We start from the raw sequence: 25117 nt of genomic DNA, 5'->3' as shown, positions 1-25117 counted from the left end.
GGCTGGCTCAATCCGTCCTGTAGAGAAGTCAGGGCGCTTTTGGCAGCGCGTCGAAATCAGCTGCCGAGTGGCGCTCGGGCAGCTTCTCCCAATCCTCGCCCCAGGACCGGTTCACCTTCCGCCCCCGGATCACCCCCGGCCGCGCGTCGATGCGCTTGGCCCAGGCCATGACGTTCTTGTAGCTCTCCACATCCAGGAACTCGGCAGCATTGTAAGCGCGGCCCAGCACCAGATTGCCGTACCAGGCATAGATCGCCATGTCGGCCAGCGAGTATTCCCCCGCCATCCACTCGTTCGTCGCCAAGTGCTGGTCCAACACGTCCAACTGCCGCTTCGTTTCCATCGCGTAGCGGTTGATCGCATATTCGATTTTCACGGGCGCATAGGCGTAGAAATGCCCGAACCCGCCGCCGACAAAGGGCGCGCTGCCCATCTGCCAGAACAGCCACGAGAACATCTCGGTCCGCTTGGACGCATCCTTCGGGATGAACGCCCCGCCGAACTTTTCCGCCAGATACAGCATGATCGAGGCACTCTCGAACACCCGCTGCCCGTTGCCGTGATCCATCAGCGCCGGGATCTTGGAGTTCGGGTTCACCTCGACAAACCCCGACCCGAACTGGTCGCCCTTGCCGATGTCGATCAGCCAGGCGTCGTATTCCGCGTCATGGCCCGCTTCCAGAAGCTCTTCCAGCAGGATCGTCACCTTGATCCCGTTCGGCGTGGCCAGGGAATAGAGCTGCAGCGGGTGCTTGCCGACCGGCAACTCCTTGTCATGCGTGGCGCCCGCAACCGGGCGGTTGATGTTGGCGAAAGTACCGCCCGAGGGCTGCTCCCATTTCCAGACCTTCGGCGGGGTATAATCGTTCGGCATCGGTAAACCCTTGAATGGCTGCTCGAACAGAAAAGCTAGTGCATCGCCTCCGCACCTGCCAGAGGTCCAAAACGGCGGGAGGACCCTGCCCAAATGCACAGCCGAAACGATTGGGGCGGCCCGAAGACCGCCCCCTTTGCCGCCGTCCCGGTACCCGTCAGACCGACAGGCAGACGTATTTCAGTTCCATGTAGTCATCCAGGCCATGGCGTGAGCCTTCGCGGCCCAGACCCGACTGTTTCACGCCACCGAAGGGTGCCATCTCGTTGGAAATCAGGCCGGTGTTCACCCCCACCATCCCGTATTCCAGCGCTTCCTGGACCCGGGTGATCCGGCCGATGTCGCGGGCGTAAAAGTACGAGGCCAAGCCGAAGATCGTGTTGTTGGCCAGCTCGATCACCTCTTCCTCGGTCTCGAACTTGAACAAGGGCGCCAGTGGCCCGAACGTCTCTTCCTGTGCCACCTTCATGTCCGGCTTGACCCCGGTCACCACGGTTGGCTGGAAGAAGGTCCCGCCCAGCTCATGCCGCTTGCCGCCGGTGACGATCTTGCCGCCGCCCGCCAGCACATCGGCGATATGCTCCTCGACCTTGTCCACGGCCGCCGCGTTGATCAGCGGGCCGGTGGTGACCCCGGATTTCAGACCGTCGCCAATGGCCAGCTTCTCGACCGCCACTGCCAGCTTCTTGGCAAAGGCGTCATAGACCCCGGCCTGCACATAGATCCGGTTCGCGCAGACGCAGGTCTGGCCGTTGTTGCGGAACTTGGAAATCATCGCGCCTTCCACCGCCGCATCCAGATCGGCGTCGTCGAAGACGATGAAGGGCGCGTTGCCGCCCAGCTCCATCGAGCATTTCAGGATCTGGTCCGCCGCCTGTTTCAACAGGATGCGTCCCACTTCCGTGGACCCGGTGAAGGTCAGCTTGCGGATCAAGGGGTTCTCGCAGAACTCCTTGCCGATGTCCGACGACCGCTTCGAGGTGATGACCGAAAACAGCCCCGCCGGAACGCCAGCGCGTTCCGCCAGCACAGCCAGCGCCAGCGCCGACAGCGGCGTTTCCGCCGCCGGGCGCGCCACAAAGCCGCAGCCCGCCGCCAAAGCAGGGGCCACCTTCCGCGCGATCATCGCGTTGGGGAAGTTCCACGGCGTGATCGAGGCGGCCACGCCAATCGGCTGCTTCAGCACATGGATGCGCTTGTCGCGCTGATGCCCGGGGATGATGTCGCCATAGGTGCGCTTGGCTTCTTCCCCGTAGAATTCGATGTAGCTGGAGCCATAGGCGATTTCGCCCTTGGCCTCGGCCAGAGGCTTGCCCATCTCGGCGGTCAGGATCGTGGCCAGGTCGTCCTGGTTCGCCATGCACAGGTCGAACCACTTGCGCAGGACCTGGGCGCGCTCTTTCCCAGTGCGCTTGGCCCATTCGCGGTGCGCGGCATGGGCGGCCTTGATCGCGCGGGCGGCTTCGGCCCGGCCAAGGTTCGGCAGATGGCAGATCACATCGCCCCGGGCGGGGTTCGTCACCGGAAAGGTGGAACCGTCGTCTGCCGCAATCCACTCACCGGCGACGTAGGACTTGGTCACCAGAAGCGAGGGGTCTTTCAGAAGCGACGCAAGATCGGTCACGGAATCGAGCATGGGTGGGCCCTCCTTATGCTTTCCCGACAGGTGCCACGCAGGGCGGCTCATGTCCAGTTGCAAGGCCGGGTTCAGGCCATGGTTTGATCAAATCCCCGGCAAGCTGGACTTGTTCCGCCGGGAGCCACAAATCTTTTCGAGAAGATTTGCAAATTCCTTCGAAGGAATTTGTCCCCGATCACCCGTTCGCGTGCATCCGCTCGATGTAGCTGCGCATCTCCTCGGCCTCGTGCCGGGCGTCGCGCAGGCCTTCCATCGCGGCCTTCAGCTCGGCCTCGGTCTGGCTGATGTGGTTCATCAACTCGGCCTCGCGCTGCTCCAGATAGGCCAGCGCCTGATCCCGCAGTTCCTCGGCCTCGTGCAGCGATTGCGCCAGCTTGTCCATCTCGGCCATGTCGCCGCCCTTGACGCGGGTGAAGCGGTGCAGAAGCCAATGCGTGAACCACCCCAACGCGAAGGCGACCATAAGGATGATGGCAGTGGCGATGACGAATTCGGTGCGGTTCATTGATCTTCCTCGGCCGTCAGGCCTTCGGGGCGGGGCTTCGGAGCAATGGTCTTTTCGGTCGGCGCGACCGAGGGGCTGGTGTCCGAAGAAAAGTCGGGTCCCGGTGCAGTCGGCGCAGCTGCGCCGCCTTCGGCAGCCGGGGCCTCGGTCGCAGTCTCTCCGGGGGCTGCCTCCGGTGCGGCTGCAGGATCGGTCTCCCCAGCCCCTTCCGCCGCCGCCCCATGCGCGCCTTTCAGGACGAACTCGATCCGCCGGTTCGCCTCGCGGCCTTCCTCGCTGCCGTTGTCGGCAATCGGCTGCGCTTCGCCATAGCCAAGCGCAGTCATCCCCGACACATCGACCCGCCGGCCCTGCAGCGCCAGCAGCACCGCCTCGGCCCGCGCCTGGCTCAGGGACAGGTTGCCCCCTTCCGAGCCCTGGCTGTCGGTATGTCCGCCGATTTCCATCTGCATCGCCGGGCAGTTGGTCAGGATACCCGCCAACTCGTCCAGCACCGGCCGCGCTGTCGTCGCGATTTCGGCCGAGGCCGGGGTGAAGGTGATCTTGGTCCGCGCGATGACCGCGTTCACATCGGCCACACATTCCTCGGGCGTCGGCAAGGCCGCCAGCGGGTCCAGCGCCTCGTCATAGCGGACATTCACCCGAAAGGTCTCGCCCTGGCCCAGTTCCTCGGACAGGATCTGCGTGATCCGGCCCCGCGCCGTCGTGGACCCCGTGACCCCGGTCACCTCGACCAGATCGGCCCGGACGAGGAGCTTGCCATTGTCCACCTCGGCCAGAGCTTTCAGCCCGGCCAGCACCCGGATCGCCCAGCCGTCCGGCAGGCCCGCGTCCACCCGCGTCGCGGTCAAGACATCGGCCCCGGCAAAGGCCGACTTCGCGAAGGCGTCGACCGCCTGCCGCTGCATCTCGTCAGTGACCCGGCCGCGTAGTTCGACCTTGCCATTCTCGCCCAGAACCGCGGTGAACTCCGCCGGCCCCTGGGTCGCCGCTTCCTTCTTCTCCAGCGTCGAGGTCAGCGAGAAGACATCCGGCAACCCGGTCTCCAGCTCGCCCACCACCTTGTCGAACGTCGCCTGCGGCACATCCGCGCTGGCCAGAAGCGTCACGTCCGCATCCGAAAAGGTGATCGACGCCGCCCCCAGTTCCGTCACCGCCCGCATCGCAAGGCTCACCGCGTCTGCCCAGCGGGGTGTCGGCGTACCCAGGCCCACTTGGCAGACCGGCGCGCCCTGCACCCCCGCTGCCGTCGCCGCCCGCAGGATCTGCGTCCGCGCGCGTTCCGTGTCGGCCGAGCAGCTGTCGAACCGCGGCCCCTCGGCATCGACGACAAAGCGCAGGGTAAAGGGCGTGATCACCGGCCGCGGGGCCGAGATGTCCAGCACCAGCTGCACCCCTTCAGGCGCGGCGGCCCGCAACTCGCGCTCCAGCTCGCGCTTTTCCTCCTCGCTGTCGGAAATCGCCGTCACCTCGACCACATCCGCCGCGACCGAGATTTTCGAGCGTTCCAGCTTGCGCAGCGCCTCCAGCCCGAAGGCCAGCGCCGCATTCCAGGTCTCGGTCGCGGGGTAACCCGCCGTCTCCAGCATGTCGGGCAGTTCGGTCCCAGGCGCCAGCGCCGCCGCGGCCTCGGTCAGCTGCGTCTCGCCCATCCCGCCTTCACCCGGTTCCTCCGGGATCAGACCGATCAGCTGGATGCCGTCTTCCGTCCGCAGCATCTGCACACTGAATTTCGGTGCCTCGATCGCCGTCGTCGGCGCCACGTCCAGCCCGTCGCGGATGCGGCTCGCGTCGATCAGCGACCCCACCATGTTCACCGCGCGGAACCGCATGTCCTCACGCGGGGCGGTCCCGGTCAGGCGCACTTGCAACCCGTCCGTCGTCACGGTGATCCAGTCGATTCCCGCCTCGGTCAGCTTGGACGTCACCACCTTCAGCGTCCGCGATTCGATGACCTTCGCCGCCCCGAAGGCCACCGAAAACATCAGTGCCGCCGCAAGGATGAACGCAAGAAGCGCGAGGGTGGTCGAGGACAGCTTGGCGATACGGGGCAGCAACTGGATGACTTCCGGAAGACTCAGGGCGCTCAGCGCGCGCCCCCTGCTTCCTAGGGGTTCAGGGCTGAAGGTTCAACCAAGCCATGCGGCAGCGGCAAGAAACGGCAAGGGGATCAACCCCGCATCCCGGTTGGCGCGAAAGATCTTCAGGCAGGACGCCGGGTCGTCCAGGTCCAGCTGCCGCATCTGCCACCCAAGATGCAGCCCCATCGCCCAGACCCCGGCCAGCGCCACGACAAACCCCAGCGGGCGACCCTGTCCGGCATGGGCGAGAACCACCGCCGCCGCGAACAGCAGCAGGGTCGCCGCGAAGAAGCCCCAGAGCCAGGTCCGGCTGTTGTCTCCGAACAGCCGCGCCGTGGATTTCACGCCGATCAGCGCATCGTCCTCGCGGTCCTGATGCGCATAGATCGTGTCGTAGTACAGCGTCCAGGCAATCCCGCCTGCGTAAAGCGCGATGGAGGCCGGGGGGACCTCGCCCGCATGCGCCGCCCAGGCCAGAAGCGCCCCCCAGTTGAACGCGAGGCCCAGGAAAACCTGCGGCCACCAGGTGAACCGCTTGGCAAAGGGGTAGATCGCGACCAGCGCAAGACTTGCGACCCCCAGCCCGACGGCCAGCCAGTTGTAGGTGAACAGGATGCAGGCGGCCAAAAGCGCCTGCACCACCATCCAGACCAACGCGCCCTTCAAAGTCACCTGGCCACTGGGCAAGGGCCGCGACCGCGTCCGCGCCACCTGCGCATCAATGTCCCGGTCGGTGATGTCGTTCCAGGTGCAGCCCGCACCCCGCATCAGGAACGCGCCGACGCCGCAGGACACCGCCAGCCACAGATCCCAGGGCCGGAACCCCCCGGCCCCCCCCGCCAGCGCCAGCGCCCAAAGGCAGGGCACGAGCAAAAGCCAGGTCCCGATCGGCCGGTCCGCGCGCGACAGCCGCAGATAGGGCCGCGCCGCCGCCGGGGCATAGATGTCCACCCAGTTCGCCTTCGGCGCGTCGGCCACCTGTCCGGCGACACCCTGGGCCAGGCGGTCGCTACCGGCCTCCGCCTCTGGCAATTCGGGCGCTTGGGACATAGGTTCACGCTCATGGATGCGAAGATCAGGCTCTATGTAGATCAGCCCCTTGCTCCGGGGCAAGCCGTGCGGCTGTCGCAGGATCAGGCGCATTACCTCGTTGGCGTGATGCGCCTGGCGGCAGGCGCCGCTGTCCTTCTGTTCAACGGGCGCGACGGGGAATGGCGCGCAACACTGGCCGAAGCCGGCAAGCGCGGGGCGATTGCCATCTGTGAAACCCAAACCAAACCCCTGCACCTGCCGCCCGACCTCTGGCTTCTCTTCGCGCCGATCAAGAAGGCCCGCACCGACTTCATTGTCGAAAAGGCCGTCGAACTCGGCGCGTCCCGCATCCTGCCCGTCCAGACCCGGCACACCAATTCCGAGCGTATCCGGCAAGACCGCCTCCAGGCCCATGCCGTTGAGGCCGCCGAACAATGCGGCGCGACCTTCGTGCCCGAGGTGACGGACCTCCAGCACCTCGACAAGCTCCTGTCGAAATGGCCCGAGGACCGCCGCCTCTACTGGTGCGACGAAACCGCCATCGGCCAGCCCGCGACCCTTTCGCCCGCGGAAGGCCCCGCCGCCATCCTGATCGGCCCCGAAGGTGGCTTCTCTGCCGACGAGGCCGCAAAACTCCGCGCGCGCCCCAACGTTACTCCCCTAAGCCTCGGCCCCCGCATCCTCCGCGCCGACACCGCCGCTGTCGCCGCCCTGACCCTCTGGCAAGCCGCCTGCGGGGACTGGCAATGATCCGCGAGGCCGGGCCGGATGACCGCGCAGCCGTCGAGGCGCTGCTGACCACCCGCATTGATGCCGCGATGTTCCCGCTGACGAACCTCCGCGCGCATGGGCTGGGGAGGGGCGGCTTCGCCTCCGACCACCCGCATGCCACGCGCTACTGGCTCGTTGCCGACCACGGCCTCGTTGCCCTGACGCAAGAGGGGATGCTGATGGCCCTCCTTCACGGCACCCCCGACCTCGCACCCTTGCGCGCCTTGCTGCAGGGCCTCGTCGTCAGCGGGGCCGTCGGCCCCGCCGTCTCGATCCGCCCCGTCCTCGCGGCACTCGGCCTCGCCCGGCTGCCCGCCACGACCGACCGGGATGAGCCCGGTTTCACCCTGGACCTCGATACCCTGATCCTTCCCGACCTGCCCGGCACCAGCCTCCGTCCGCTGACATCGTCCGACCTGTCCCGCGTCACTGCATGGCGCGAAACCTACATCGGCGAGGTCATGGGCGTGACCGGGCCCCCGGCCCGCGCCAAGGCGGCAGCCGACATCGACAGCTACCTCACCCGCGACAGCCACCGCATCCTCCTCCACGACGACCAGCCCGTCGCCCTGACCGGCTTCAACGCCGTCCTGCCCGAGATCTTGCAGGTCGGGGGCGTCTACACGCCCGCAGCCCTGCGCGGCCGTGGATACGCCCGCCGCGCCGTCGCCCTGCACCTTGCCGAAGCCCGCGCCACGGGCATCCGACGCGCCGTCCTCTTCGCCGCCTCGGATGCCGCCGCCCGCGCCTACCTTGCCATCGGTTTCCAACCTGCCGAAACCTTCACCCTCTTCCTTCTCGCCACCCCCGCCCGGATCGCCGCATGAGCTTCATCCGCCCCGAACTTCTCGCATCCGCCCGCCGCTGGCACGAGGTTATCCTGGGCGCGATCCTCGCTACCTTCGGCCTCTGGACCGCTACGCGCGGCGGCTATTTCCTCACTCCAATCGGCCTTGCTCTCCTGGCCCTCGGGCTTGGCTGGGCGCTGACCGCCTTCCGCCGCCTGCGCTTCCAGCAGGAGGGCGAGGCCCCGGGGATCGTCCGCGTGACCGAAGCGCAGATCGCCTATTACGGCCCCCGCACGGGCGGCTTCGTCGGCCTGCCCGACCTTGCCGAAATCCGCCTTCTGACGCTGCGCGGCCGTCGCATCTGGAAGCTGAAACAGGGCGACGGCCAGCTTCTGCACATCCCGGTGGAATCCGATGGGGCCGAGACGCTGTTCGACGCCTTTGCCACGCTGCCCGGCATCGACATGGCCGCTGTCGTGGCCGCCCTTGGCAGCGATGCCCCGCCATCGGACAGCCGCGTCATCGCGCTGAACGAGGTCGACCGCCTGCTCTGGACTCGCAAAGGCGCAGGGATCGTGGCCGTGTAAAAATTTTCGCCGAAAATTCTTGGACCCGCCCGGCATTGCGCTGACCGGACATTTCCTCTGTGCAAATGCTAACAAATCTATAACGTCCGCGACCAACCCACTGTTTTCATTGCGGTCCCGGCATTTGTCCACCGTGGACACGATCGCCGCCTCCCGCGACCCCCCTTGACTTGCCCCGTGCCGCGCGACACCTCTTGGCGTCCCCGCACCCCAGCCGGGATCGCCGAAGCAGCCAAGACCCGGAGTCCGTCTACCCATGTCCATCCCTCAGTCCGGCGGCGGCCTCATCGAAAGCTTCGACCAGCTCGCCGCCTACATGGAAGCCGGGAACAAACCGAAGGACCAGTGGCGCATCGGGGCCGAGCATGAGAAGTTCGGCTGGCTCACTGACACCCGGCAACCGCTGCCCTATTCCGGTGACCGATCCATCTCTGCCATCTTCGCCGCGCTGGAGTCCCGCTTCGGCTGGACCCCGGTCCGCGAGGGAGAGAACGTGATCGGCCTGACCCGGAACGGCGCCAACATCAGCCTTGAACCCGGCGGCCAGTTCGAATTGTCGGGCGCGCCGCTGATCTCGACAGTCGAGGTCGGGGCGGAACTGCAGACCCACCTGGACGAGGTCCGCTCCATTGCCGACCCGATGGGCGTCCGCTTCATGGGGATCGGGGCGGCTCCGGAATGGACGCATGACCAGATGCCGGTGATGCCCAAGGGCCGCTACCGGCTGATGACCGATTACATGGGTCGCGTCGGCACCCACGGCACGCAGATGATGTACCGGACCTGCACCGTGCAGGTGAACCTCGACTACGCCTCCGAGGCCGACTTCGTGAAGAAGATGCGGGTGGCCCTTGCCCTGCAGCCCGTCGCCACCGCCCTTTTCGCCTCCTCCCCCTTCTTCGTGGGCAAGCCCAACAACCACCGCAGCTGGCGCAGCCGCATCTGGCGCGGCCTTGACGACAGCCGGACGGGCATGCTGCCCTTCGCTTTCGAGGACGGGATGGGCTTCCAGCGCTATGTCGATTGGGTCCTCGACGTGCCGATGTACTTCGTCTACCGCGACGGGAAATACATCAACGCGCTCGGCCAGTCGTTCCGCGATTTCCTGAAGGGCCAGCTTCCCGCGCTGCCCGGCGAGAAGCCGACGCTGTCGGACTGGGCCGACCACATGACCACTGTCTTCCCCGAGGCGCGGGCGAAGAAGTTCATCGAGATGCGCGGGGCCGATTGCGGCGACCAGGCGCATATCGCAGCACTTCCGGCCTTCTGGGTAGGCCTGATGTACGACCAGACCGCCCTCGATGCCGCCTGGGACCTGGTGAAGGGCCTCGATGCGGAAACCCGCGAAGGCCTGCGCGTTGCCGCGTCCGTTTCGGCCCTGCAGGGCGAAGCCGGGGGCGTGAAGCTTCTCGACCTCGCCCGCGCGGCGGTGGGACTGTCCCATGCCGGTCTTGTGGCCCGTGGCCATGGCGAAGAAGTCCAGCTTCTCCCCCTCGTCGAAAGCCTGAAGACGGGCCGGGTGCAGGCGGACAAGTGGCTCGACCTCTACAACGGACCCTGGGGCCACGACCTCACACCGCTTTACGAGGCCGCTTCCCTGTAAGGAGCCACCATGCGCACCGACTTCGACACCGAGCTGGAAGAGCGCCTCATCCGCTATTGCGCCATCGACAGTCAGAGCGACGAGGACAGCAAAAGCCAGCCCAGCACTGCCCGGCAGTTCGACATCCTGAACCTGCTGGTCGAGGAACTGCGCGGGATCGGCGCGGCAGACGTGACGCTGACCGACTACGGCACCGTCCTTGCCACCATCCCGGCGACTGCCGAAGGCCCGACGATTGGCTTGCTCGCCCATATCGACACCGCCCCCGCCTTTAACGCCACCGGCGTCAAGCCCCGCGTGATCCGGGGCTACAACGGCGGGTCCATCCGCTTTCCCGATGCGCCGGACCTGGAACTGTCGCCCGAGGTCTCGCCCTACCTTGGCACGCGCCTCGGTCATGACATCGTCACCGCCTCAGGCACCACGCTGCTCGGCGCGGATGACAAGTCCGGGGTGGCTGTCATCATGACTGCCGCGCGCCACCTGATCGCCAACCCCGACATCCCGCACGGGCCAATCCGCATCGCCTTTACCCCGGACGAAGAGATCGGACGTGGCGTCGATCCGCGGCTGTCCAAGGACCTGAAGGCCGACTTCGCCTATACGCTGGACGGCGGGGCGGAGGGCGAGATCGAGTATGAAAGCTTCTCGGCCGACGGGGCCGTGGTGAAGATCGAAGGCGTCTCGGTCCACCCTGGCACGGCCAAGGACAAGCTGGTGAACGCCCTGCATCTGGGCGCCAAGATCATCGCCACCCTGCCGCAGGCCCGCATGACGCCCGAGACGACCTCGGACCGCGAAGGCTTCCTGATGATCTACGAGATGCGCGGCACGGCAGCAGAGTGCGAGTTGCGCTTCATCCTGCGCGACTTTGAACTGGACGGGCTGGAGGCCAAGGGCACACTGCTGCGGCAGGTCTGCGAGACGGTGGCCGCGACCGAGCCCCGGGCGAAGATCACCTGCGAAATCCGCCCGCAGTATCGCAACATGCGCTACTGGCTGGAAAAGGACATGTCCCCGGTGGACCTTGCGCAAGGCGCCTGCCGCGACCTCGGGGTAGAGCCGAAGTCGGTCCCGATCCGCGGCGGCAGCGACGGCTCACGCCTGACCGAGATGGGCGTGCCCTGTCCGAACGTGTTCACCGGGATGCAGGAGTTGCACGGGCCGTGTGAGTGGATTTCTGTGCAGGACATGGCGCTGTCGACCCGCGTCGTGTTGCGGCTGGTGGAATGCGCGACCGAAAAGGACTAGCGCCCGACATGGTTTCCGGGCGGTAAACGTCCACGCGCAAGTATTTGATTTCATTTGGGCTGCCAGACTGTCCTGCGTGGACAGTCAGGCCTTCTTCGCCCCGATCTTCGGCTCGGTCCCGGCCTTGATCCGTTTCAGGTTCTCACTGTGGCGGACATAGATCAACACGGTCAGGATCAGGGTCAGCAAGAGGAGGCTCCCGTCCGTCAGGGCCAGCACGAACAGCCCCGAGGCTGCCGCCGCAACCAGCGCCGCGATGGATGAAGTCCGGGTCACGACCACCCCCAACAGCCAGGTCACGCAGACCGCCAACCCCACCAGCCCGTTCAGCGCCAGCAGGACGCCGATGAAGGTCGCCACCCCCTTGCCGCCCTTGAAGCGCAGCCAGACCGGGAAAAGATGCCCCAGGAACGCCGCCAGCCCGGCGACCTGCGCCGCATCCTCACCCACCAGCCAGCGGGCCAGCAGGACGGCGACCGCCCCCTTGCCCCCGTCGAGCAGGAGGGTGGCCAGCGCCGCCCCCTTGTTCCCGGTCCGCAGGACATTGGTCGCCCCGATGTTCCCCGACCCGATCTGCCGCAAGTCGCCCAAACCCATCGCCCGGGTGACCAGCACCCCGAACGGGATCGAGCCCAAGAGGTAGCCCAAGGCGGCGGTCAGCAGGAGCATCCCCTGCGAGGTCACGAATTCAGGCATCTCTCATTCTTCCGCCGCGAAGACCTGCGTCCCGCCGACCCAGGTCGCCAGCACCTTACCTTCCATCCGCGCGCCGTCAAACGGGGTGTTCTTGGATTTGGACAGCAGCTTGAAGCGGTCCATCAGGAAGGGCGCGTCGGGATCGAACAGGATCAGATCGGCGGGCGCGCCAAGGGTCAGGCGGCCCTGCGGCAGGCCCAGCCGGTTGGCCGGGTTCAGCGCCATCGCGCGGAAAAGTGCGGGCAGGTCGATGTGCCCGGCATGGTACAGCCGCATCGCGGCGGGCAGGAAGGTCTGCAGCGCGACGGCCCCGGCGGCGGCCTCTTCGAAAGGAAGGCGCTTGGATTCCTCGTCCGCCGGGGTGTGGAAGGACGAGATCACGTCGATCGTCCCGTCCGCCACGGCGGCGACAATCGCCAGCCGGTCCTGTTCCGACCGCAAGGGCGGGGTGACCTTGAAGAAGGTCCGGTAATCGCCCACGTCGAATTCGTTCAGCGTCAGGTGGTGGATCGAGGTCCCCGCCGTCACGTCCAGCCCCGCTGCCTTGGCGCGGGCCAGCGCGGGCAGGGACTTCGCCGTGGTGATCTGGTCGGCGTGGTAACGCACGCCCGTCATCTCGACCAGCGCAAGGTCCCGTTCCAGCCCCATCCGTTCGGCCATGGGCGAGACGGCCGGGATGCCGCGCAGCGAGGCGAACTTGCCCGAGGTCGCCGAAGCCCCTGCAGACAGCCCTGGATCCTGAGGGTGGCCCACCACCAGCGCCCCCAGCGAGCGGGCATAGGTCATCGCCCGGGTAAGAGCCTTCGCCTCGGTCGAGACCTTGAAGACATCGGTGAACGCAATCGCCCCGGCATCGCGCAGGAAGCCGATCTCGGTCATCTCGCGCCCGTCGCGGCCCTTGGTCAGCGCGGCCATGTGGCGGATGCGGACCGGGGCCTCGGACGCGCGGCGGGTCACGAACTCCAGCACCTCCGGCGTGTCGATGGCGGGGTGGGTGTCGGGTCGGGCGATGATCGTGGTCACGCCCCCCGCGGCCGCAGCCGCCCCGGCCGAGCCGAAGCTTTCGCGGTGCCTCTCACCCGGTTCGCCGATCTTGACGCCCAGGTCGACGATCCCGGGTGCCAGGCACCTGGCTCCGCAGTCCACCACCTTGGCACCTTTCGGGGCCTTCTCGTCGCGGGCCAGGACCACCCCATCCCTCACCGTCAGACTGCCCGGGGCATCCGTCCCCGCCTCGGGGTCGATCAGGCGGGCGTTCGAAAAGTGCAGCGTGGTCATGTCCGGTCCGTCCGAGGGTCCGGCAGGGTATGCGACGGCGCGGGCGGCTTGTCCACTGGAACTCACCCCAGCGCGAGCCACAGCGCAACGCCCGCCACAAGGAACAGGGCAAGCCCGAGGAGGATGAAGGCCGAGGCGGGCCGTTGCGGTGTCCGGTCCGGGGGGAGATCAGGCGTCACATGACCCTGGGCTGTAACGGTGGGCAGGGGCTCGAAATGCACCGGGGGGCGTTCCTCGGCATAGGTTCCCACCAGGGTCAGCCGGGAATCGGGCGTCAGGGTGACCGCGCGACCGTGCAGCGCCTTTGACAGCAGGATAAGGACCGGCCCCTGCAGGGCATCAAGCCGGGCAGGGTCTTGAACCGCGGCGGACGGGACGCCCAGCCCCTCGACCAGATAGCCGGAGAGACCCACGTCGGCGAGGTCGGCAAGATCGAATATCTCCACGAAGGCGGGGTCGAGATCGGGGTCGCCCAGCAGTTCGGTCGCAAGGCGGCCCTTGTCGCGCTGCAGATCCTCGGCGGTCAGCTTGGCGGTGAAGACATGGACGCCGTCGCGGTCATGGGCAGGGATCGTCAGTTTCATCGGCGCGTCGTGATCCGGTTGGCGGTGGCGGTGGGGTCGGCCTGGTACTTGATCAGGTGACGGTCCCCTGAAGTGGTGGTGATCTGGACCGAGCCGAGGAAGGGCTTCGTGGACTGCACCTGCCGCAACGCAATGGCCCTGCCCCCCGGACCCAGGAGCCTGCGGTCGGTCAGCCGCCAAGTCTCGGCCAACGCCTCGGACGCCAGATAGGCCGCCCGCGCCCCGATGGCGAGCAGCGCGCCCATCGGTCCTGCGACCGGGTAGGGGTTGCCCTGCCACATCAGGAAGACCCCCGCCGCCGCGCCAAGGGCAACGGCCATGATCAAGTGGCTGCGCCAATAGGCTGTCCGGTCGGCGCGGAATTCGGCCAGGACCGTCTCGCCCTCCTGCAGGGGCGTGACGGTGCCAAGGATCGGGTCGGGTTCGATCCGGGCCATCAGGCGATCCAGACGAAGACGATGGTGAACAGCGCGATGAAGACGAGGACGGCAGTGGCCACCATGCCGCCCTGGCGCATCTCGGCTTTCGTGGGCTTGCGGTCGGGGTCGGGGGTCATTCGGTCTTGCCTTGCAGATCACGGATTATCAGGAACACCTTTTCAGCCTCGGCGATGTTTTCAAAGCCCGCTTTCGTCGTGCCAAGGTCGCCGTCGGAATCCCTCTCGCGCCGGGAATGCACCCAGACGGTGCCTGCGCGCGAGCCGTACTCCAGTTCCAGGGCGGTCGAGGGCAGGATCGGATAGACCCTTACCACGGGGAACCGCCCCTGCCGGATGACATAGGCCGCGCGGGTCGTCAGCACATAGCGGATGTCGCGGGCTGTGGCGCGGGCCTCGATGATCGGACCCAGGGTCAGAAAGCCTCCGAAGGCGGCGAAGGGCAGGCTGAAGGCCATGGTGACCAGGGCATTGCCGCCGTCCGGGAGGCTTGCCGCCTGCGGATAGAGGAGGAGGCTGTAGAAGAAGAGGGCGACGCCGACGATCAGGAACGGCAGCCCGAAGAGCATCAGGAAGAACGTCAGTCGGCGCTGGTGGAAGCCCGGGACGGGCGCGCCCTCCCAGAGGAGGGTTTCGCCAGGGCGGAGGGGGAGGGGGGCATCGGATGGTGCAGTCATCCCTTGCCGTCCTTTACAGCCTGTTCCACCTTCAGGCTGCTGATCAGACGCAGAATGCTTTCGGCGTCACCGGGTCGCAACGGCCCGAAGGTGATCGGTTTCTCCCCGACACCTGTGAAATGCAGGTGATTGCCCTTGCGCGTGGCGCTGGCGAGAGCAAGGGGCTGCGACCGCACACCCGACAGCGGCCAGCCCGTCGTTACCCGAATCTCCCGGTCCGTAAGGGTGTAGCGTTCATGCGGAAAGCCCATTGCGATCTTGACGATGATGCTGCCCGCCACTGCGGCTATGCCGGCAAGAACAAGGAAGATGGCCTCCATCTTGGAGCGGCTCGGCTTTGTGCAGTCAGCCTCCAGCAGCAACGAAACACACCGACCGGTTGCATGGGCGTACCAGTACAGTAGGGCGAACACGGCAAGGGCCAGGACCAGAATTGCAGCCCAGACCAGCAGTGCGGGCAATGGCGAGGGCGTGCCCTGCCAACGCACTGCATCCGCTTCGCTCACGCCATCATCCCCACGATCTTCCGCCCCCGCTCGGCCCGCAGGTTCCGGGCCAGAAGGTCCATGCAGGCCATGCGCACCGCGACGCCCATCTCCACCTGGTCCTGGATCACCGACCGGTTGATGTCGTCGGCGAGATCTCCGTCGATCTCTACCCCCCGGTTCATCGGGCCGGGGTGCATCACGATGGCCTCGGGCGAGGCGGCGGCCAGTTTCTCGGCGTCCAGCCCGTAGCGGTGGTAGTATTCGCGTTCCGAGGGGATGAAGCCGCCGTCCATCCGCTCCTTTTGCAGCCGCAGCATCATCACCACATCCGCGCCCTTCAGCCCTTCGCGCATGTCGTCGAAAAGTTCGCAGCCGAAGTCCTCGACGCCCGAGGGCATCAGGGTCGGTGGAGCGATGAGGCGGAGGCGGTTTTCCATTTTGCCCAAGAGGATCAGGTTCGACCGGGCCACACGGGAATGGGCGATGTCGCCACAGATCGCGATGGTCAGGCGCTGGATGCGGCCCTTGGCGCGGCGGATAGTGAGGGCATCGAGAAGCGCCTGCGTCGGGTGCTCATGCCGCCCGTCGCCCGCGTTCAGGACCGCGCAATCCACCTTCTGCGCCAGCAGGTTCACTGCGCCCGAGGACCCGTGGCGGACCACCAGAAGATCCGGGTGCATCGCGTTCAGCGTCATCGCGGTGTCGATCAGCGTCTCGCCCTTCTTCACGCTGGAATTCGCCACCGACATGTTCATCACGTCGGCCCCAAGCCGCTTGCCGGCGAGTTCGAAGGAGGACTGCGTGCGGGTCGAGTTCTCAAAGAACAGGTTGATCTGCGTCATCCCCGCCAGCACGTCGGACTGCTTCACCGTGCGGCGGTTCAGGTCGACATAGCGGTCGGCAAGGTCGAGGACGGTAGTGATCTCCAGGGGGGCAAGATGCTCGATCCCCAGAAGATGGCGGGCGCGGAAGGCCATGGTCGTCCCCTTGTCCGGTTTCAATCCTCTATTGCAAAGGCCGGGGGGCGGGGCAAGCATCAGGATGCCGGGCAGGGGCCGCCGGATAGGAGTCGTAGCTGCGGAAGCCGAAGGACCGGTAGGACCAACGGAAATCCCTCTGGCCGCTTTCGGTCATCACCGTCAGCACAAGGTTCGGCCGCCGTCCCAGCGCCTGCGGCAGGGTCAGTAGGCGCAGCTGGTCCGTGGTCGGGGCCTTGCCGTTTGGGGTGCGCAGGCAGCGCGGGGCACCCCGCTGGATGGCCTCGGCCTTGGCGTGTATAAACTTCGGGTAGGCCACCCCACCGGCCAATGTCAGGAAGAGGATGGTGGACAGCGCGATCACCGTCATGCAGCGCGGGCGCTGGGGCAGGCGCATGGCCGCATAAGCCCCGACGGACGCAAGTCCCGCAACGCCCAGATGCAGGGCCAGCCCGCCCGTCAGCCCGCGCAATCCCGCAGCCAGAAGAAGTGTGGCCCCCACGCCCGCGACCAGGCCATACAGCCCGGCGAGGATGCAGTCGGGAACCAGCATGTCCTTGGACAGCGAGGACAAGTCCAGTGGAGCCAGAGCCAGGGTCCAGAAGGCTCGGGCCGCGACCCCGAGCGTGGCGAAGGCAAGAATCCACAGGTCCAGCACGTCCTGCAGCCCGTCGAGTGGCGCCTGGTTCTGGAATGGCGTGATCGGGTGCAGTACCCATGACCAGACCAGCGGTAGTGCTGCCAAGGCCCAGGCACGCAGCCCCCAGTTCGGCGGAAGCAGAAATACGACAAGCGCCAGCAGAACAAAGGGCAAAAAGGTGACCAGCACAGCGGGAACCGTTTACTTCCGCTTCAGATGCTCTTCCAGACGCGGCATGATCTCGACGAAGTTGCAGGGCCGGTGGCGGCTGTCGAGTTGGCGAGCCAGGATCTCGTCCCAGGCATCGCGACACGCGCCGGGGCTGCCGGGAAGCGCGAAAAGGTAGGTGCCCCCCGCCACGCCCCCGGTGGCGCGGCTTTGCACGGCGCTGGTGCCAATCTTCTGCATGCTGACGATGGTGAAGACGGTGCCGAAGGCCTCGATCTCCTTCTCATAGACTTCGCGGTGCGCCTCGACCGTCACGTCGCGGCCGGTCAGCCCGGTGCCGCCGGTGGTCAGGATTACGTCTACGCCTGCGTCGGCGATCCACTGGCGCAGGCGGGCCACGATGGCCGGGCGGTCGTCCGGCACGATGCCCCGGTCGGCCAGCACATGACCCGCACCGGTCAGCCGGTCGACCAAGGTGTCGCCGGACTTGTCCGTCTCGGGCGTCCGGGTATCGCTGACGGTCAGGACGGCTATGCGGACCGGGTGGAAGGGCAGGGTTTCGTCGATGCGGGACATCTCAACTCCTTGGCATGAGCGCGAGCCGCAGGGCCAATGCGCCGAAGATCGTCGCACTGATCCGGGACAGCCATTTTGCAAGGCCGACCGAGCGGGCGACGCGCTGGCCGATGGATCCCGCAAAGATCCCGACAGCGCCGTTCACCACCAGCCCGCCCAGCGAGAAGACGAGCCCCAGCGTCAGGAACTGCGGCAGGATCGCACGAGAGGCGTCGACGAACTGCGGCAGGAAAGCGAGGATGAAGAGGATCACCTTGGGGTTCAACAGGTTGACCATCAGCCCCTGCCAGAAGGCCTTGGTGGCCGAGGTCGACACAACCTGCGCCTCGGCCGCAAAGGGAGAGGACCGCAAGGCGCCGACGGCCAGCCAAAGAAGATAGCCGACGCCCAGCCAGCGGATCGCCTCGAAAGCCGCCGGGTGGGCGGCAAGCAGTGCGCCAAGGCCAAGCGCAGCAAAGAGGGTGTGCACCATCCCACCCAGCGCGATCCCGAAATTCGCCGCCATCGCGGGCCGCCAGCCGGATTTCAGGCCCTGGCCCAGGCAGAACATCATGTCCGCCCCCGGTGTCAGGTTCAGCGCGAGGCCCGCCGGAATGAAGGCAAGAAGGGTCAGGGGCTCGACCGGAAGCATTCAGCGCAGCCTTGCTTGCAGGGACAGAAGATCGGCCCAGGCCTCGCGCTTGGCCGCGGGGGTGCGGAGCAGGTAGGCCGGGTGGGTCATCGGCAAGAGCGGCTTTCCAAGCGCCTGCGACCAACTGCCCCGGGCGCGCAGGATGCCGCGTTTGCCGGTCAGCGCGTCCAGGGGCGTGTTGCCCATCACCACGATGACCGCAGGGTCGACCAGTGCGATGTGGCGTTCGACAAAGGGGCGCATCATCGCGATCTCGGCGGGTTCCGGGTCGCGGTTGCCGGGAGGGCGCCACGGCATCACGTTGGTGATGTAAAGCGCAGCCTCGGCATCAGGAGAGGTGCGCGACAGGCCGATGGCCCCGAACATCCGGTCCAGAAGCTGCCCGGCGCGACCGACGAAGGGACGGCCTTCGCGGTCCTCGTCCGCGCCCGGGGCCTCGCCCAGGATCAGGACGCGGGCCTTCGGGTTTCCATCAGCAAAGACCGTGTTCCGCGCGCCCTTCTTCAATTCGCACAGGTCAAAGGCCGCGATGGCCGCGCGCAGCGCCTCCAGGGTCTGCGCCTGCCCCGCAACCTGGCGGGCCACCGCGACCGGGTCTGCTTCTACCCGGGTTGGCACCTCGGCGGACGGGACCGCGCCTGAGGCCACGGGCCTCGGGGCGGCAGTTGGCATTTCGTAGCGGTTGATAGGGGCATCAACGATTGGCTCGTCCACCCCTGCCTCGACCTGCCAGTCCAGGGCCGCCAGGGCGGCCTCCCAGTCTTCGGCGATTTCGGTGGCGATTCCCATGCGGCGAGACTAGGGCCCGGGGGCAATGCGGACAACCCGCCGCTGCTCGGACTGGCGCTAACCCAGGGTCACGGGGCGGGGCACCCCTTCACCTCCACCACGCCGGTGTCGGCGAGGATGGTCATCGTGACCTGCGAGCGGTCCAGCGCGAAGGGTGCGCCGCTGGGCGGCACGAGTTCGGTCATCGCCACCAACTCGCCGCCCTGCCGTTCGGTGATCGCCTCGGCGACCCAGACTGCGCGGTCGGCGGTCTCGAACGCCACGACCTCGGGCAGGCCGGGGTCGGGAAGGCCAAGGCGCGCGGTGATGCGCAGGCCGTCCTTGATCGGGTCGATACTGCAGGAAACCCTTGTAATTCCAGCCTCTTGCGCGGTGGCGGCGCGCTGCGACAGGGCAGCCTTGATGCTGGCATCGGGGGCGCCCGGCGCCGCGAGGTCAGCGGCCAGATCCAACGTGGCAGGCAGGCAGATCTCGTCGCAGACCCCAAGCTCCATCCCGACCCGCAGGCGGATCGGCTTGCCGGGGTCCTCGGGCGTGATCTCGACCGGCAGGATCAGGCGGTCGTGATAGCCGATGGTCTGCATCCCGTTGGCGTGAAACACCACCGGGGCGGGCCAGTGCAGGCGCACGGCCTTCACGTTCTCGGACCCCGACCAGTCAAAGCTGGGCGGGATCCCCGCATCGCCCGGACTGCGCCAATAGGTCTTCCAGCCGGGGGCCAGCTGCAGTTCCACCGCCGCCATGTGGCCGCCATTTTCCATTTGCCATCCGGGCCTTAGCTGCGCGGACAGGACATCCTCCTGCGTGGTGGCAAGGGCGGGGGCGGCGATCAGGGCAAGGGTGGCGGCGGTCTTGAACATGGGTCGAACATAGGAAATGCCGGGGCTTTGGGAAATCACTTTGCGGCGAAGGGCTGTGATCGTGGCGCTTCGGCCATGGTCCGGGGCTTGTCCCCTGCGGCCCGGGGGTCCATGTTTCCTGAAAGGGGATGGGGGCGCCGATGGACCTTTCCGGACAGATCCTGATTGCAATGCCGGGCATGGCCGACCCGCGGTTTGAGCGCAGCGTGGTGCTTCTTTGTGCCCATTCGGCCGAAGGCGCGATGGGGTTGATCGTCAACAAGCCATTGGAGGAATTGAGTTTTTCCGGCCTTCTGGAGCATATCGGCATCCCCCGCGCACCCATGGGCCGCGACATCCGCGTGCATTTCGGCGGGCCGGTGGAGCGGGGGCGGGGGTTCGTGCTGCACTCCTCTGACTGGGAGCGGGAGGGCGAGGGCACGATGAAGGTGCCCGGCGGCCTGGAGATGACCGCGACGATCAACATCCTGGAGGCCTTGGCCAAGGGCGGGGGTCCGGGTAAGGCCTTGCTGGCGTTGGGTTATTCCGGCTGGGGGCCGGGTCAGTTGGAGGCCGAGATCGCGCGGAACGACTGGCTGACCTGTAACGCTCCGGAGGGGTTGGTGTTCGGCCCGGACGACCGGGTGAAATGGTCGGCGGCGCTGCGGGGGATGGGGATTGATCCTATGACCTTGAGTGCGGCGGCGGGGCGGGCGTAGGGGCCGCAAGGGACTCCGGGTAACGGGTTGGGAACGCTGGGTTAATCGGGGGGATTTCGGGCTGGATGGGGGGCTACAACCCGTATTCATTGCATATGCATTCCATGCATACGCGCGTCCGGGTGGTGGGGCGTTAACCTTGGGGGGCGAATCGCCTTTGATTGGCCGTGGCGGTGCGCTGTAGCGCACTCTAGGCCTGGCCAGAGCCGTAAAGCGCGATCTCTAACGCACGCGCCTCGTCAGGCCGCATTTGAAACTCCATGTCATCAAGTACGAGCAAAGTTGAATGATCACGAGTCCAGAGCCATGAACTGGGACCCAGTACGTGCTTTGGCCCTCCGGGTTTGAGCGTTTTCCTGAAGGATGGGGTGGGCGCCCAGAACCAGATGAAGGGGGCTGTGTCGCTATGGCCAAGTCTGCTGAACCGGCCGGGACTCCTCAAGATCATGTAGCGCTTTGGGACTCCGGATTTTCTCAGAAACGTGAGCAACTCAAGCCGCTCAGATAAGGGTTGCCGCCGGGCTTGCATGCGCCGCAGAAATGGCGGGTAGAGCGTTAATTCAAAAGAAAGCAGCCATTCGTCAACTGGTCGTGCCATTATGAACCGAACGCTCGATGTGCCATTTAGGGTGCGCTACAGCGCACCGTCGGATGGTGCGCTGTAGCGCACCCTACGATGACTTGCGCCGGTTGGCCAAGAACCTGAGGACGCCCTTTCCGGCTTTCAGCCACAACCAATCGAACCACACGACAGAGAGAACGAAGGCGATGTAAATCGCAAAGTCTGTGGTTATGGGGCGGTCTCCAAACCAGACCGTTAGGATTGCACCGACCGTAACAATTAGATTTCCAACAAGGCGTCCGTTCATTTTCACCCGCACTGAGATCGGTAGGCGGCGTAGAGTGCGCTACAGCGCACTGGCGGATGGTGCGCTGTAGCGCACCCTACGATCGGGACGATGGCGGCTCTTTCACTCCCCATACGGCACCCAGACTGTCTTGATCTCGGTCCCCTGGGACAGGAACGTCCGGCCTTCGCCCTCGGGTCCCATCCAGTTCCGCGCTCGGCCGTGGTTGACCCAGGTGCGTTTGAGGTTTCCTGCCGCTTCGCGCTCGATGAGGGCGGAGAGGGGGTGGGAGGAGAAGCTCCAGACCGCGTCGACGTCCATGTGGCCGGCGAGGGATTTGGCGAGGTCTTGCGGGGGGCCGGTGACGATGTTGACGACCCCGGCGGGGACGTCGGAGGTGTCGAGGATCTGGTAGAAGTCGGTGGCGGACAGGGGGTGCTGGCCGGGGACTAGGATCACCGTGTTGCCCATCGCGATGGCGGGGGCCATGAGGGAGATGAGGCCGAGGAGGGGGGCCTCGTCGGGGCAGAGCGCGCCGATGACGCCGGTGGGTTCGTTCATCGCAAGCGCGATGCCGCGGATGGGGACGGATTTGGCGTGCCCGTCGTATTTGTCGGCCCAGGCGGCGTAGGTGAAGAGGCGCTGGATGGAGGCGTCGACCTCGACTGCGCCGGGCTTGCCGGTGAGGTCTTGCAGGCGCTGGGCGAACTCGGGGCCCCTCGCGGAGAGGTTTTCGGCGATGAAGTAGAGGACCTGGGCGCGGTTGTAGGCGGTGGTCTTGGCCCAGGATTTGGCGGCGTGAGCGGCCTCCACCGCGTTGCGGATGTCCTTGCGATTGCCGATGCCGACATGGCCGAGGAGTTTGCCTTTGGGGCTGTAGACGGGTTGCGAGTAGCCGGAGTCGGGGCGGGCCTGTTTGCCGCCGATGTACATCTTGGCGGTGCGGTCGAGGGTGTCGACTTGTGGCTCGGCGGGGGTCGCTGGGGCGGGGGCGGATTTGAGGGCGACGGGTTTTGAGGAGGGTTTGAGGTAGGCCATCAGGCCCTCCCACCCGCCTTCGCGCCCGAAGCCGGATTCGCGGACGCCGCCGAAACCTGCAGCGGCGTCGAAAAGGTTGGTGGCGTTGACCCAGACGACTCCGGCCTTGAGTTTCGGGGCCACGTCGAGGGCGAGGTTGATGTTCTCGGTCCAGAGGGTCGCGGCGAGGCCGTATTTCGTGTTGTTGGCGAGTTGGACGGCTTCCTCGGGTGTGCGGAAGGTCATGGCGACGAGGACGGGGCCGAAGATTTCCTCTTGCATGAGGGGGGAGGCGGTGCCGAGGCCGGTGATGAGGGTGGGGGGGTAGAAGGAGCCGTGGGCGGGCAGGGGGCAGGGGGCCTGGTAGTGGTCGCCCTCGGGGTTGTTGGCGACGAGGTCGGTGATGGTGCGCAACTGGATGGGGTCGACGATGGCGCCGATGTCGATGGCCTTGTCGAGGGGGTCGCCGACCCTGAGGCCGTCCATCCGGTGTTTCAGTTTGGCGTAGAAGCGGGGGGCGATGCCTTCCTGGACGAGGAGGCGGGAGCCCGCACAGCAGACCTGGCCCTGGTTGAACCAGATGGCGTCGACGAGGCCTTCGATGGCGCTGTCGAGGTCGGCGTCGTCGAAGACGATGTAGGGGGATTTGCCGCCGAGTTCGAGGGTGAGGGCCTTTCCGGTGCCGGCGGTCGCCTCGCGGATGCGCTTGCCGACGGAGGTGGAGCCGGTGAAGGCGATCTTGTCTACCGGGCTGTCCACGAGGGCGGCCCCGGTGGAGCCGTCGCCGGTGACGATGTTGAGGACGCCTTTAGGGAGGCCCGCCTCGCGGCTGATTTCGGCGAAGAGGAGGGCGGTGAGGGGGGTGTATTCGGCGGGTTTGAGGACGATGGTGTTCCCGGCGGCCAGCGCGGGGGCGACCTTCCAGGCGAGCATCAGGAGCGGGAAGTTCCAGGGGATGATCGCGCCGCAGACACCCAAGGGTTGGAGGTCGGGGTGTTCGGAGGGGAGGAGCTGGGCGAGGCCCGCGTGGTAGGAGAAATGGCGGGCGACGAGGGGGATGTCGATGTCGCGGGACTCGCGGATCGGTTTGCCGTTGTCGAGGGTTTCAAGGACGGCGAGGAGGCGGGAGTGCTTCTGGGTGAGGCGGGCGAGGGCGTAGAGGTATTCCGCGCGCCGGAAGGCGGGGAGGGCGGCCCATTTCGGCTGAGCGCGGCGGGCGGCTTGCACCGCGCGGGCGACGTCCTCGGCGGTGCCTTGGGTGACCTGGGCGAGGGGTTTGCCGGTGGCGGGGTTGTGGGTGGTGAAGGTGTCACCCGGCGCGGTGAATTGGCCGTCGATGAAGTGGCCGAAGGTGGCACTGTGCTTGGCGATCCAGGCGAGGGCCTCGGTGGCGGATTCCGGGGCGGGGCCGTAGGCCATGCTGTCGAAGATTTCCTTGATGGTCATGGGGTCCCTCGATTGTGCGGGCGGGGCTCGTCGATGACTTCGTCACTCCTCGCGGGCGCACCGATGAGGAGACGAAGTCGAACGAGGAGGGTTTCGGTGACGGGCATTCCTCAGCCCATCGCGTGGCGGAAGCCAGCCGAGTAGTGGCCGGTGAGGTGGTGTTCGAGTTGGCGCTCGATGTCTCCCAGCAGGGAGGACGCGCCGAAGCGGAAGAGGTCGGGTTGCAGCCAGGGGTGGCCGAGTTCGTCCTTCATCAGCGTCAGATAGACCAGCGCGTCCTTGGCCTTGGCGATGCCGCCCGCGGGTTTGTAGCCGACCTTGTAGCCGGTGCGGGCCTCGTAGTCGCGGATGGCGCGGATCATGGTGAGGGAGACGGGGAGGGTGGCGTTGACCGCCTCTTTCCCAGTGGAGGTCTTGATGAAATCGGCGCCGCCCATCATGCAGACGAGGCTCGCGCGGGCGACGTTGCGGAGGGTGCCGAGTTCGCCGGTGGCGAGGATGGCCTTCACATGGGCGTTGCCGCAGGCTTCGCGCATGTCGCGCATTTCGTCGTAGAGGGCCTGCCAGTTCTGGGTCAGGACATGGCGGCGGGAGATGACGATGTCGATCTCTTTAGCCCCGGCGCGGACGCTTTCGCCGATTTCGGCGATGCGGAGTTTGTAGGGGGATAGGCCTGCGGGGAAGCCGGTGGAGACGGCGGCGACGGGGATCGAGGTGCCTTCAAGCGCGCGGACGGCGGTTTCGACCATCTCGTGGTAGACGCAGACTGCTCCGGTGGTGAGGCCGGGCATGCCGAGTTTCTCGAGCATCCAGGGTGCCACCGGCTGGCGGGCCTTGGCGCAGAGGCGCTGGACGCGGCCGGCGGTGTCATCGCCGGAAAGGGTGGTAAGGTCGATGAGGGAGATCGCCTTCAACAGCCAGGCGGCCTGATAGTCCTTCTTGACCGAGCGGCGGCCGGGCAGGGTGGCCGCGCGGCGTTCGATGGCGGAGGTGTTGGCCTGGATGGAGGCGACCCAGTCGAGGTCCAAGGCCATGCCGGGGTTCCGGGCATGGGTGACCTGGGGCAGCAGGCCCGCCTGGGCCGGGGACAGCGTGTTCATGGGATTTCCCCGAAGGTGCCGGATGCGGGCGACGATGCCATGCGGGGGCGGCCCCGCGCAAGGGGCGTGGGGGCAAA

General features: G+C 66.7%; 25 protein-coding genes. 6 read left to right on the top strand and 19 right to left on the bottom strand.

From position 1 onward, the window contains the following. Positions 1-28: 28 nt before the first annotated feature. The 5 genes from yghU to ubiA form a co-directional block, all read right to left on the bottom strand. Entirely contained in the window at positions 29-874 is an 846-nt protein-coding gene (yghU, locus tag E8M84_RS09990) for a glutathione-dependent disulfide-bond oxidoreductase (RefSeq protein WP_137111068.1), read from the bottom strand. A gap of 157 nt (positions 875-1031) precedes the next feature. Beyond that, positions 1032-2510 (bottom strand): NAD-dependent succinate-semialdehyde dehydrogenase, encoded by a 1479-nt coding sequence (locus E8M84_RS09985; protein WP_137111067.1) that lies wholly within the window; start codon positions 2508-2510, stop codon positions 1032-1034. Between the two features lie 178 nt (positions 2511-2688). Further along, positions 2689-3018: a hypothetical protein gene (locus E8M84_RS09980; RefSeq protein WP_137111066.1), complete on the bottom strand. Its 330-nt coding sequence runs from the start codon at positions 3016-3018 to the stop codon at positions 2689-2691. Then, the gene (locus E8M84_RS09975) at positions 3015-5075 is read right to left on the bottom strand and encodes an OmpA family protein (protein WP_240790346.1); all 2061 of its coding nucleotides are present in this window, start codon (positions 5073-5075) and stop codon (positions 3015-3017) included. The genes E8M84_RS09980 and E8M84_RS09975 overlap by 4 nt, the downstream gene beginning before the upstream one ends. A 72-nt stretch (positions 5076-5147) precedes the next feature. Next, entirely contained in the window at positions 5148-6149 is a 1002-nt protein-coding gene (ubiA, locus tag E8M84_RS09970; RefSeq protein WP_137111065.1) for a 4-hydroxybenzoate octaprenyltransferase, read from the bottom strand. Between the two features lie 12 nt (positions 6150-6161). Between ubiA and E8M84_RS09965 the strand changes: the two genes are divergently transcribed. The 5 genes from E8M84_RS09965 (at position 6162) to pepT (ending at position 11131) form a co-directional block, all read left to right on the top strand. Then, complete coding sequence (locus E8M84_RS09965) at positions 6162-6881, top strand: 16S rRNA (uracil(1498)-N(3))-methyltransferase (protein ID WP_137111064.1); 720 nt, start codon at positions 6162-6164, stop codon at positions 6879-6881. Beyond that, complete coding sequence (locus E8M84_RS09960) at positions 6878-7729, top strand: GNAT family N-acetyltransferase (RefSeq protein WP_137111063.1); 852 nt, start codon at positions 6878-6880, stop codon at positions 7727-7729. Before E8M84_RS09965 ends, E8M84_RS09960 begins: the two co-directional genes overlap by 4 nt. Then, positions 7726-8277, top strand: coding sequence for a hypothetical protein (locus tag E8M84_RS09955; RefSeq protein WP_137111062.1), 552 nt, complete (start codon positions 7726-7728; stop codon positions 8275-8277). Before E8M84_RS09960 ends, E8M84_RS09955 begins: the two co-directional genes overlap by 4 nt. A 256-nt stretch (positions 8278-8533) precedes the next feature. Next, positions 8534-9880 (top strand): glutamate--cysteine ligase, encoded by a 1347-nt coding sequence (locus E8M84_RS09950; protein ID WP_137111061.1) that lies wholly within the window; start codon positions 8534-8536, stop codon positions 9878-9880. 9 nt (positions 9881-9889) lie between these two features. Then, positions 9890-11131: a peptidase T gene (gene pepT, locus E8M84_RS09945; protein ID WP_137111060.1), complete on the top strand. Its 1242-nt coding sequence runs from the start codon at positions 9890-9892 to the stop codon at positions 11129-11131. A gap of 84 nt (positions 11132-11215) precedes the next feature. Here pepT and plsY read toward each other — a convergent pair whose 3' ends face one another. From plsY to E8M84_RS09885, 12 genes are all read right to left on the bottom strand, one after another. After that, entirely contained in the window at positions 11216-11827 is a 612-nt protein-coding gene (gene plsY, locus E8M84_RS09940; protein ID WP_137111059.1) for a glycerol-3-phosphate 1-O-acyltransferase PlsY, read from the bottom strand. Positions 11828-11830: 3 nt separating this feature from the next. Next, a complete protein-coding gene (gene pyrC, locus E8M84_RS09935; RefSeq protein ID WP_137111058.1) occupies positions 11831-13105 on the bottom strand; it encodes a dihydroorotase in 1275 nt (424 codons plus the stop codon). Between the two features lie 62 nt (positions 13106-13167). Further along, entirely contained in the window at positions 13168-13689 is a 522-nt protein-coding gene (locus E8M84_RS09930; protein ID WP_137111057.1) for a hypothetical protein, read from the bottom strand. Beyond that, the gene (locus tag E8M84_RS09925; protein WP_240790345.1) at positions 13686-14126 is read right to left on the bottom strand and encodes a hypothetical protein; all 441 of its coding nucleotides are present in this window, start codon (positions 14124-14126) and stop codon (positions 13686-13688) included. Before E8M84_RS09925 ends, E8M84_RS09930 begins: the two co-directional genes overlap by 4 nt. 115 nt (positions 14127-14241) lie before the next feature. Continuing rightward, on the bottom strand, positions 14242-14802 hold the full coding sequence (locus tag E8M84_RS09920; RefSeq protein WP_137111056.1) for a hypothetical protein: 561 nt from the start codon (positions 14800-14802) through the stop codon (positions 14242-14244). After that, positions 14799-15308, bottom strand: coding sequence for a hypothetical protein (locus E8M84_RS09915; RefSeq protein WP_137111055.1), 510 nt, complete (start codon positions 15306-15308; stop codon positions 14799-14801). The genes E8M84_RS09920 and E8M84_RS09915 overlap by 4 nt, the downstream gene beginning before the upstream one ends. After that, on the bottom strand, positions 15305-16267 hold the full coding sequence (locus E8M84_RS09910; protein ID WP_137111054.1) for an aspartate carbamoyltransferase catalytic subunit: 963 nt from the start codon (positions 16265-16267) through the stop codon (positions 15305-15307). The genes E8M84_RS09915 and E8M84_RS09910 overlap by 4 nt, the downstream gene beginning before the upstream one ends. 28 nt (positions 16268-16295) lie before the next feature. Next, positions 16296-17096 (bottom strand): hypothetical protein, encoded by an 801-nt coding sequence (locus E8M84_RS09905; protein WP_137111053.1) that lies wholly within the window; start codon positions 17094-17096, stop codon positions 16296-16298. Between the two features lie 12 nt (positions 17097-17108). Beyond that, the gene (gene moaB / locus E8M84_RS09900; RefSeq protein ID WP_137111052.1) at positions 17109-17651 is read right to left on the bottom strand and encodes a molybdenum cofactor biosynthesis protein B; all 543 of its coding nucleotides are present in this window, start codon (positions 17649-17651) and stop codon (positions 17109-17111) included. 1 nt (position 17652) lies between these two features. Further along, positions 17653-18282, bottom strand: a complete 630-nt coding sequence (locus E8M84_RS09895; protein WP_137111051.1) for a LysE family translocator — start codon at positions 18280-18282, stop codon at positions 17653-17655. Further along, positions 18283-19071 carry a uracil-DNA glycosylase family protein gene (locus E8M84_RS09890; RefSeq protein WP_137111050.1) on the bottom strand — a complete coding sequence of 263 codons (789 nt, stop codon included), beginning with the start codon at positions 19069-19071 and terminating at the stop codon, positions 18283-18285. Between the two features lie 68 nt (positions 19072-19139). After that, positions 19140-19931: a protein-disulfide reductase DsbD domain-containing protein gene (locus tag E8M84_RS09885; protein ID WP_137111049.1), complete on the bottom strand. Its 792-nt coding sequence runs from the start codon at positions 19929-19931 to the stop codon at positions 19140-19142. A 140-nt stretch (positions 19932-20071) separates the two neighbouring features. Between E8M84_RS09885 and E8M84_RS09880 the strand changes: the two genes are divergently transcribed. Continuing rightward, positions 20072-20629, top strand: coding sequence for a YqgE/AlgH family protein (locus tag E8M84_RS09880; protein ID WP_137111048.1), 558 nt, complete (start codon positions 20072-20074; stop codon positions 20627-20629). A gap of 971 nt (positions 20630-21600) precedes the next feature. On the opposite strand, the gene E8M84_RS09875 is transcribed toward E8M84_RS09880, so the two are convergent. Then, on the bottom strand, positions 21601-23940 hold the full coding sequence (locus E8M84_RS09875) for an aldehyde dehydrogenase family protein (RefSeq protein WP_137111047.1): 2340 nt from the start codon (positions 23938-23940) through the stop codon (positions 21601-21603). Positions 23941-24050: 110 nt separating this feature from the next. Beyond that, positions 24051-25040 (bottom strand): deoxyribose-phosphate aldolase, encoded by a 990-nt coding sequence (gene deoC, locus E8M84_RS09870; RefSeq protein ID WP_137111046.1) that lies wholly within the window; start codon positions 25038-25040, stop codon positions 24051-24053. Positions 25041-25117: the final 77 nt, after the last annotated feature.

Origin of the sequence: Rhodobacter sp. SY28-1 (genome assembly GCF_005222785.1) — a bacterium.
Lineage (GTDB): Bacteria > Pseudomonadota > Alphaproteobacteria > Rhodobacterales > Rhodobacteraceae > Tabrizicola.
The sequence above is the reverse complement of the archived record's forward strand: the minus strand, read 5'-3'. Positions and strand labels throughout refer to the sequence as shown.

What these genes read in the sequence shown, in the direction of transcription:
- yghU (WP_137111068.1), bottom strand. Translation starts at nt 874, where the DNA reads ATGCCGAACGATTATACCCCGCCGAAGGTCTGGAAATGGGAGCAGCCC.
- E8M84_RS09985 (WP_137111067.1), bottom strand. Translation starts at nt 2,510, where the DNA reads ATGCTCGATTCCGTGACCGATCTTGCGTCGCTTCTGAAAGACCCCTCG.
- E8M84_RS09980 (WP_137111066.1), bottom strand. Translation starts at nt 3,018, where the DNA reads ATGAACCGCACCGAATTCGTCATCGCCACTGCCATCATCCTTATGGTC.
- ubiA (WP_137111065.1), bottom strand. Translation starts at nt 6,149, where the DNA reads ATGTCCCAAGCGCCCGAATTGCCAGAGGCGGAGGCCGGTAGCGACCGC.
- E8M84_RS09965 (WP_137111064.1), top strand. Translation starts at nt 6,162, where the DNA reads ATGGATGCGAAGATCAGGCTCTATGTAGATCAGCCCCTTGCTCCGGGG.
- E8M84_RS09960 (WP_137111063.1), top strand. Translation starts at nt 6,878, where the DNA reads ATGATCCGCGAGGCCGGGCCGGATGACCGCGCAGCCGTCGAGGCGCTG.
- E8M84_RS09955 (WP_137111062.1), top strand. Translation starts at nt 7,726, where the DNA reads ATGAGCTTCATCCGCCCCGAACTTCTCGCATCCGCCCGCCGCTGGCAC.
- E8M84_RS09950 (WP_137111061.1), top strand. Translation starts at nt 8,534, where the DNA reads ATGTCCATCCCTCAGTCCGGCGGCGGCCTCATCGAAAGCTTCGACCAG.
- pepT (WP_137111060.1), top strand. Translation starts at nt 9,890, where the DNA reads ATGCGCACCGACTTCGACACCGAGCTGGAAGAGCGCCTCATCCGCTAT.
- plsY (WP_137111059.1), bottom strand. Translation starts at nt 11,827, where the DNA reads ATGCCTGAATTCGTGACCTCGCAGGGGATGCTCCTGCTGACCGCCGCC.
- pyrC (WP_137111058.1), bottom strand. Translation starts at nt 13,105, where the DNA reads ATGACCACGCTGCACTTTTCGAACGCCCGCCTGATCGACCCCGAGGCG.
- E8M84_RS09930 (WP_137111057.1), bottom strand. Translation starts at nt 13,689, where the DNA reads ATGAAACTGACGATCCCTGCCCATGACCGCGACGGCGTCCATGTCTTC.
- E8M84_RS09925 (WP_240790345.1), bottom strand. Translation starts at nt 14,126, where the DNA reads ATGGCCCGGATCGAACCCGACCCGATCCTTGGCACCGTCACGCCCCTG.
- E8M84_RS09920 (WP_137111056.1), bottom strand. Translation starts at nt 14,802, where the DNA reads ATGACTGCACCATCCGATGCCCCCCTCCCCCTCCGCCCTGGCGAAACC.
- E8M84_RS09910 (WP_137111054.1), bottom strand. Translation starts at nt 16,267, where the DNA reads ATGGCCTTCCGCGCCCGCCATCTTCTGGGGATCGAGCATCTTGCCCCC.
- moaB (WP_137111052.1), bottom strand. Translation starts at nt 17,651, where the DNA reads ATGTCCCGCATCGACGAAACCCTGCCCTTCCACCCGGTCCGCATAGCC.
- E8M84_RS09895 (WP_137111051.1), bottom strand. Translation starts at nt 18,282, where the DNA reads ATGCTTCCGGTCGAGCCCCTGACCCTTCTTGCCTTCATTCCGGCGGGC.
- E8M84_RS09890 (WP_137111050.1), bottom strand. Translation starts at nt 19,071, where the DNA reads ATGGGAATCGCCACCGAAATCGCCGAAGACTGGGAGGCCGCCCTGGCG.
- E8M84_RS09885 (WP_137111049.1), bottom strand. Translation starts at nt 19,931, where the DNA reads ATGTTCAAGACCGCCGCCACCCTTGCCCTGATCGCCGCCCCCGCCCTT.
- E8M84_RS09880 (WP_137111048.1), top strand. Translation starts at nt 20,072, where the DNA reads ATGGACCTTTCCGGACAGATCCTGATTGCAATGCCGGGCATGGCCGAC.
- E8M84_RS09875 (WP_137111047.1), bottom strand. Translation starts at nt 23,940, where the DNA reads ATGACCATCAAGGAAATCTTCGACAGCATGGCCTACGGCCCCGCCCCG.
- deoC (WP_137111046.1), bottom strand. Translation starts at nt 25,040, where the DNA reads ATGAACACGCTGTCCCCGGCCCAGGCGGGCCTGCTGCCCCAGGTCACC.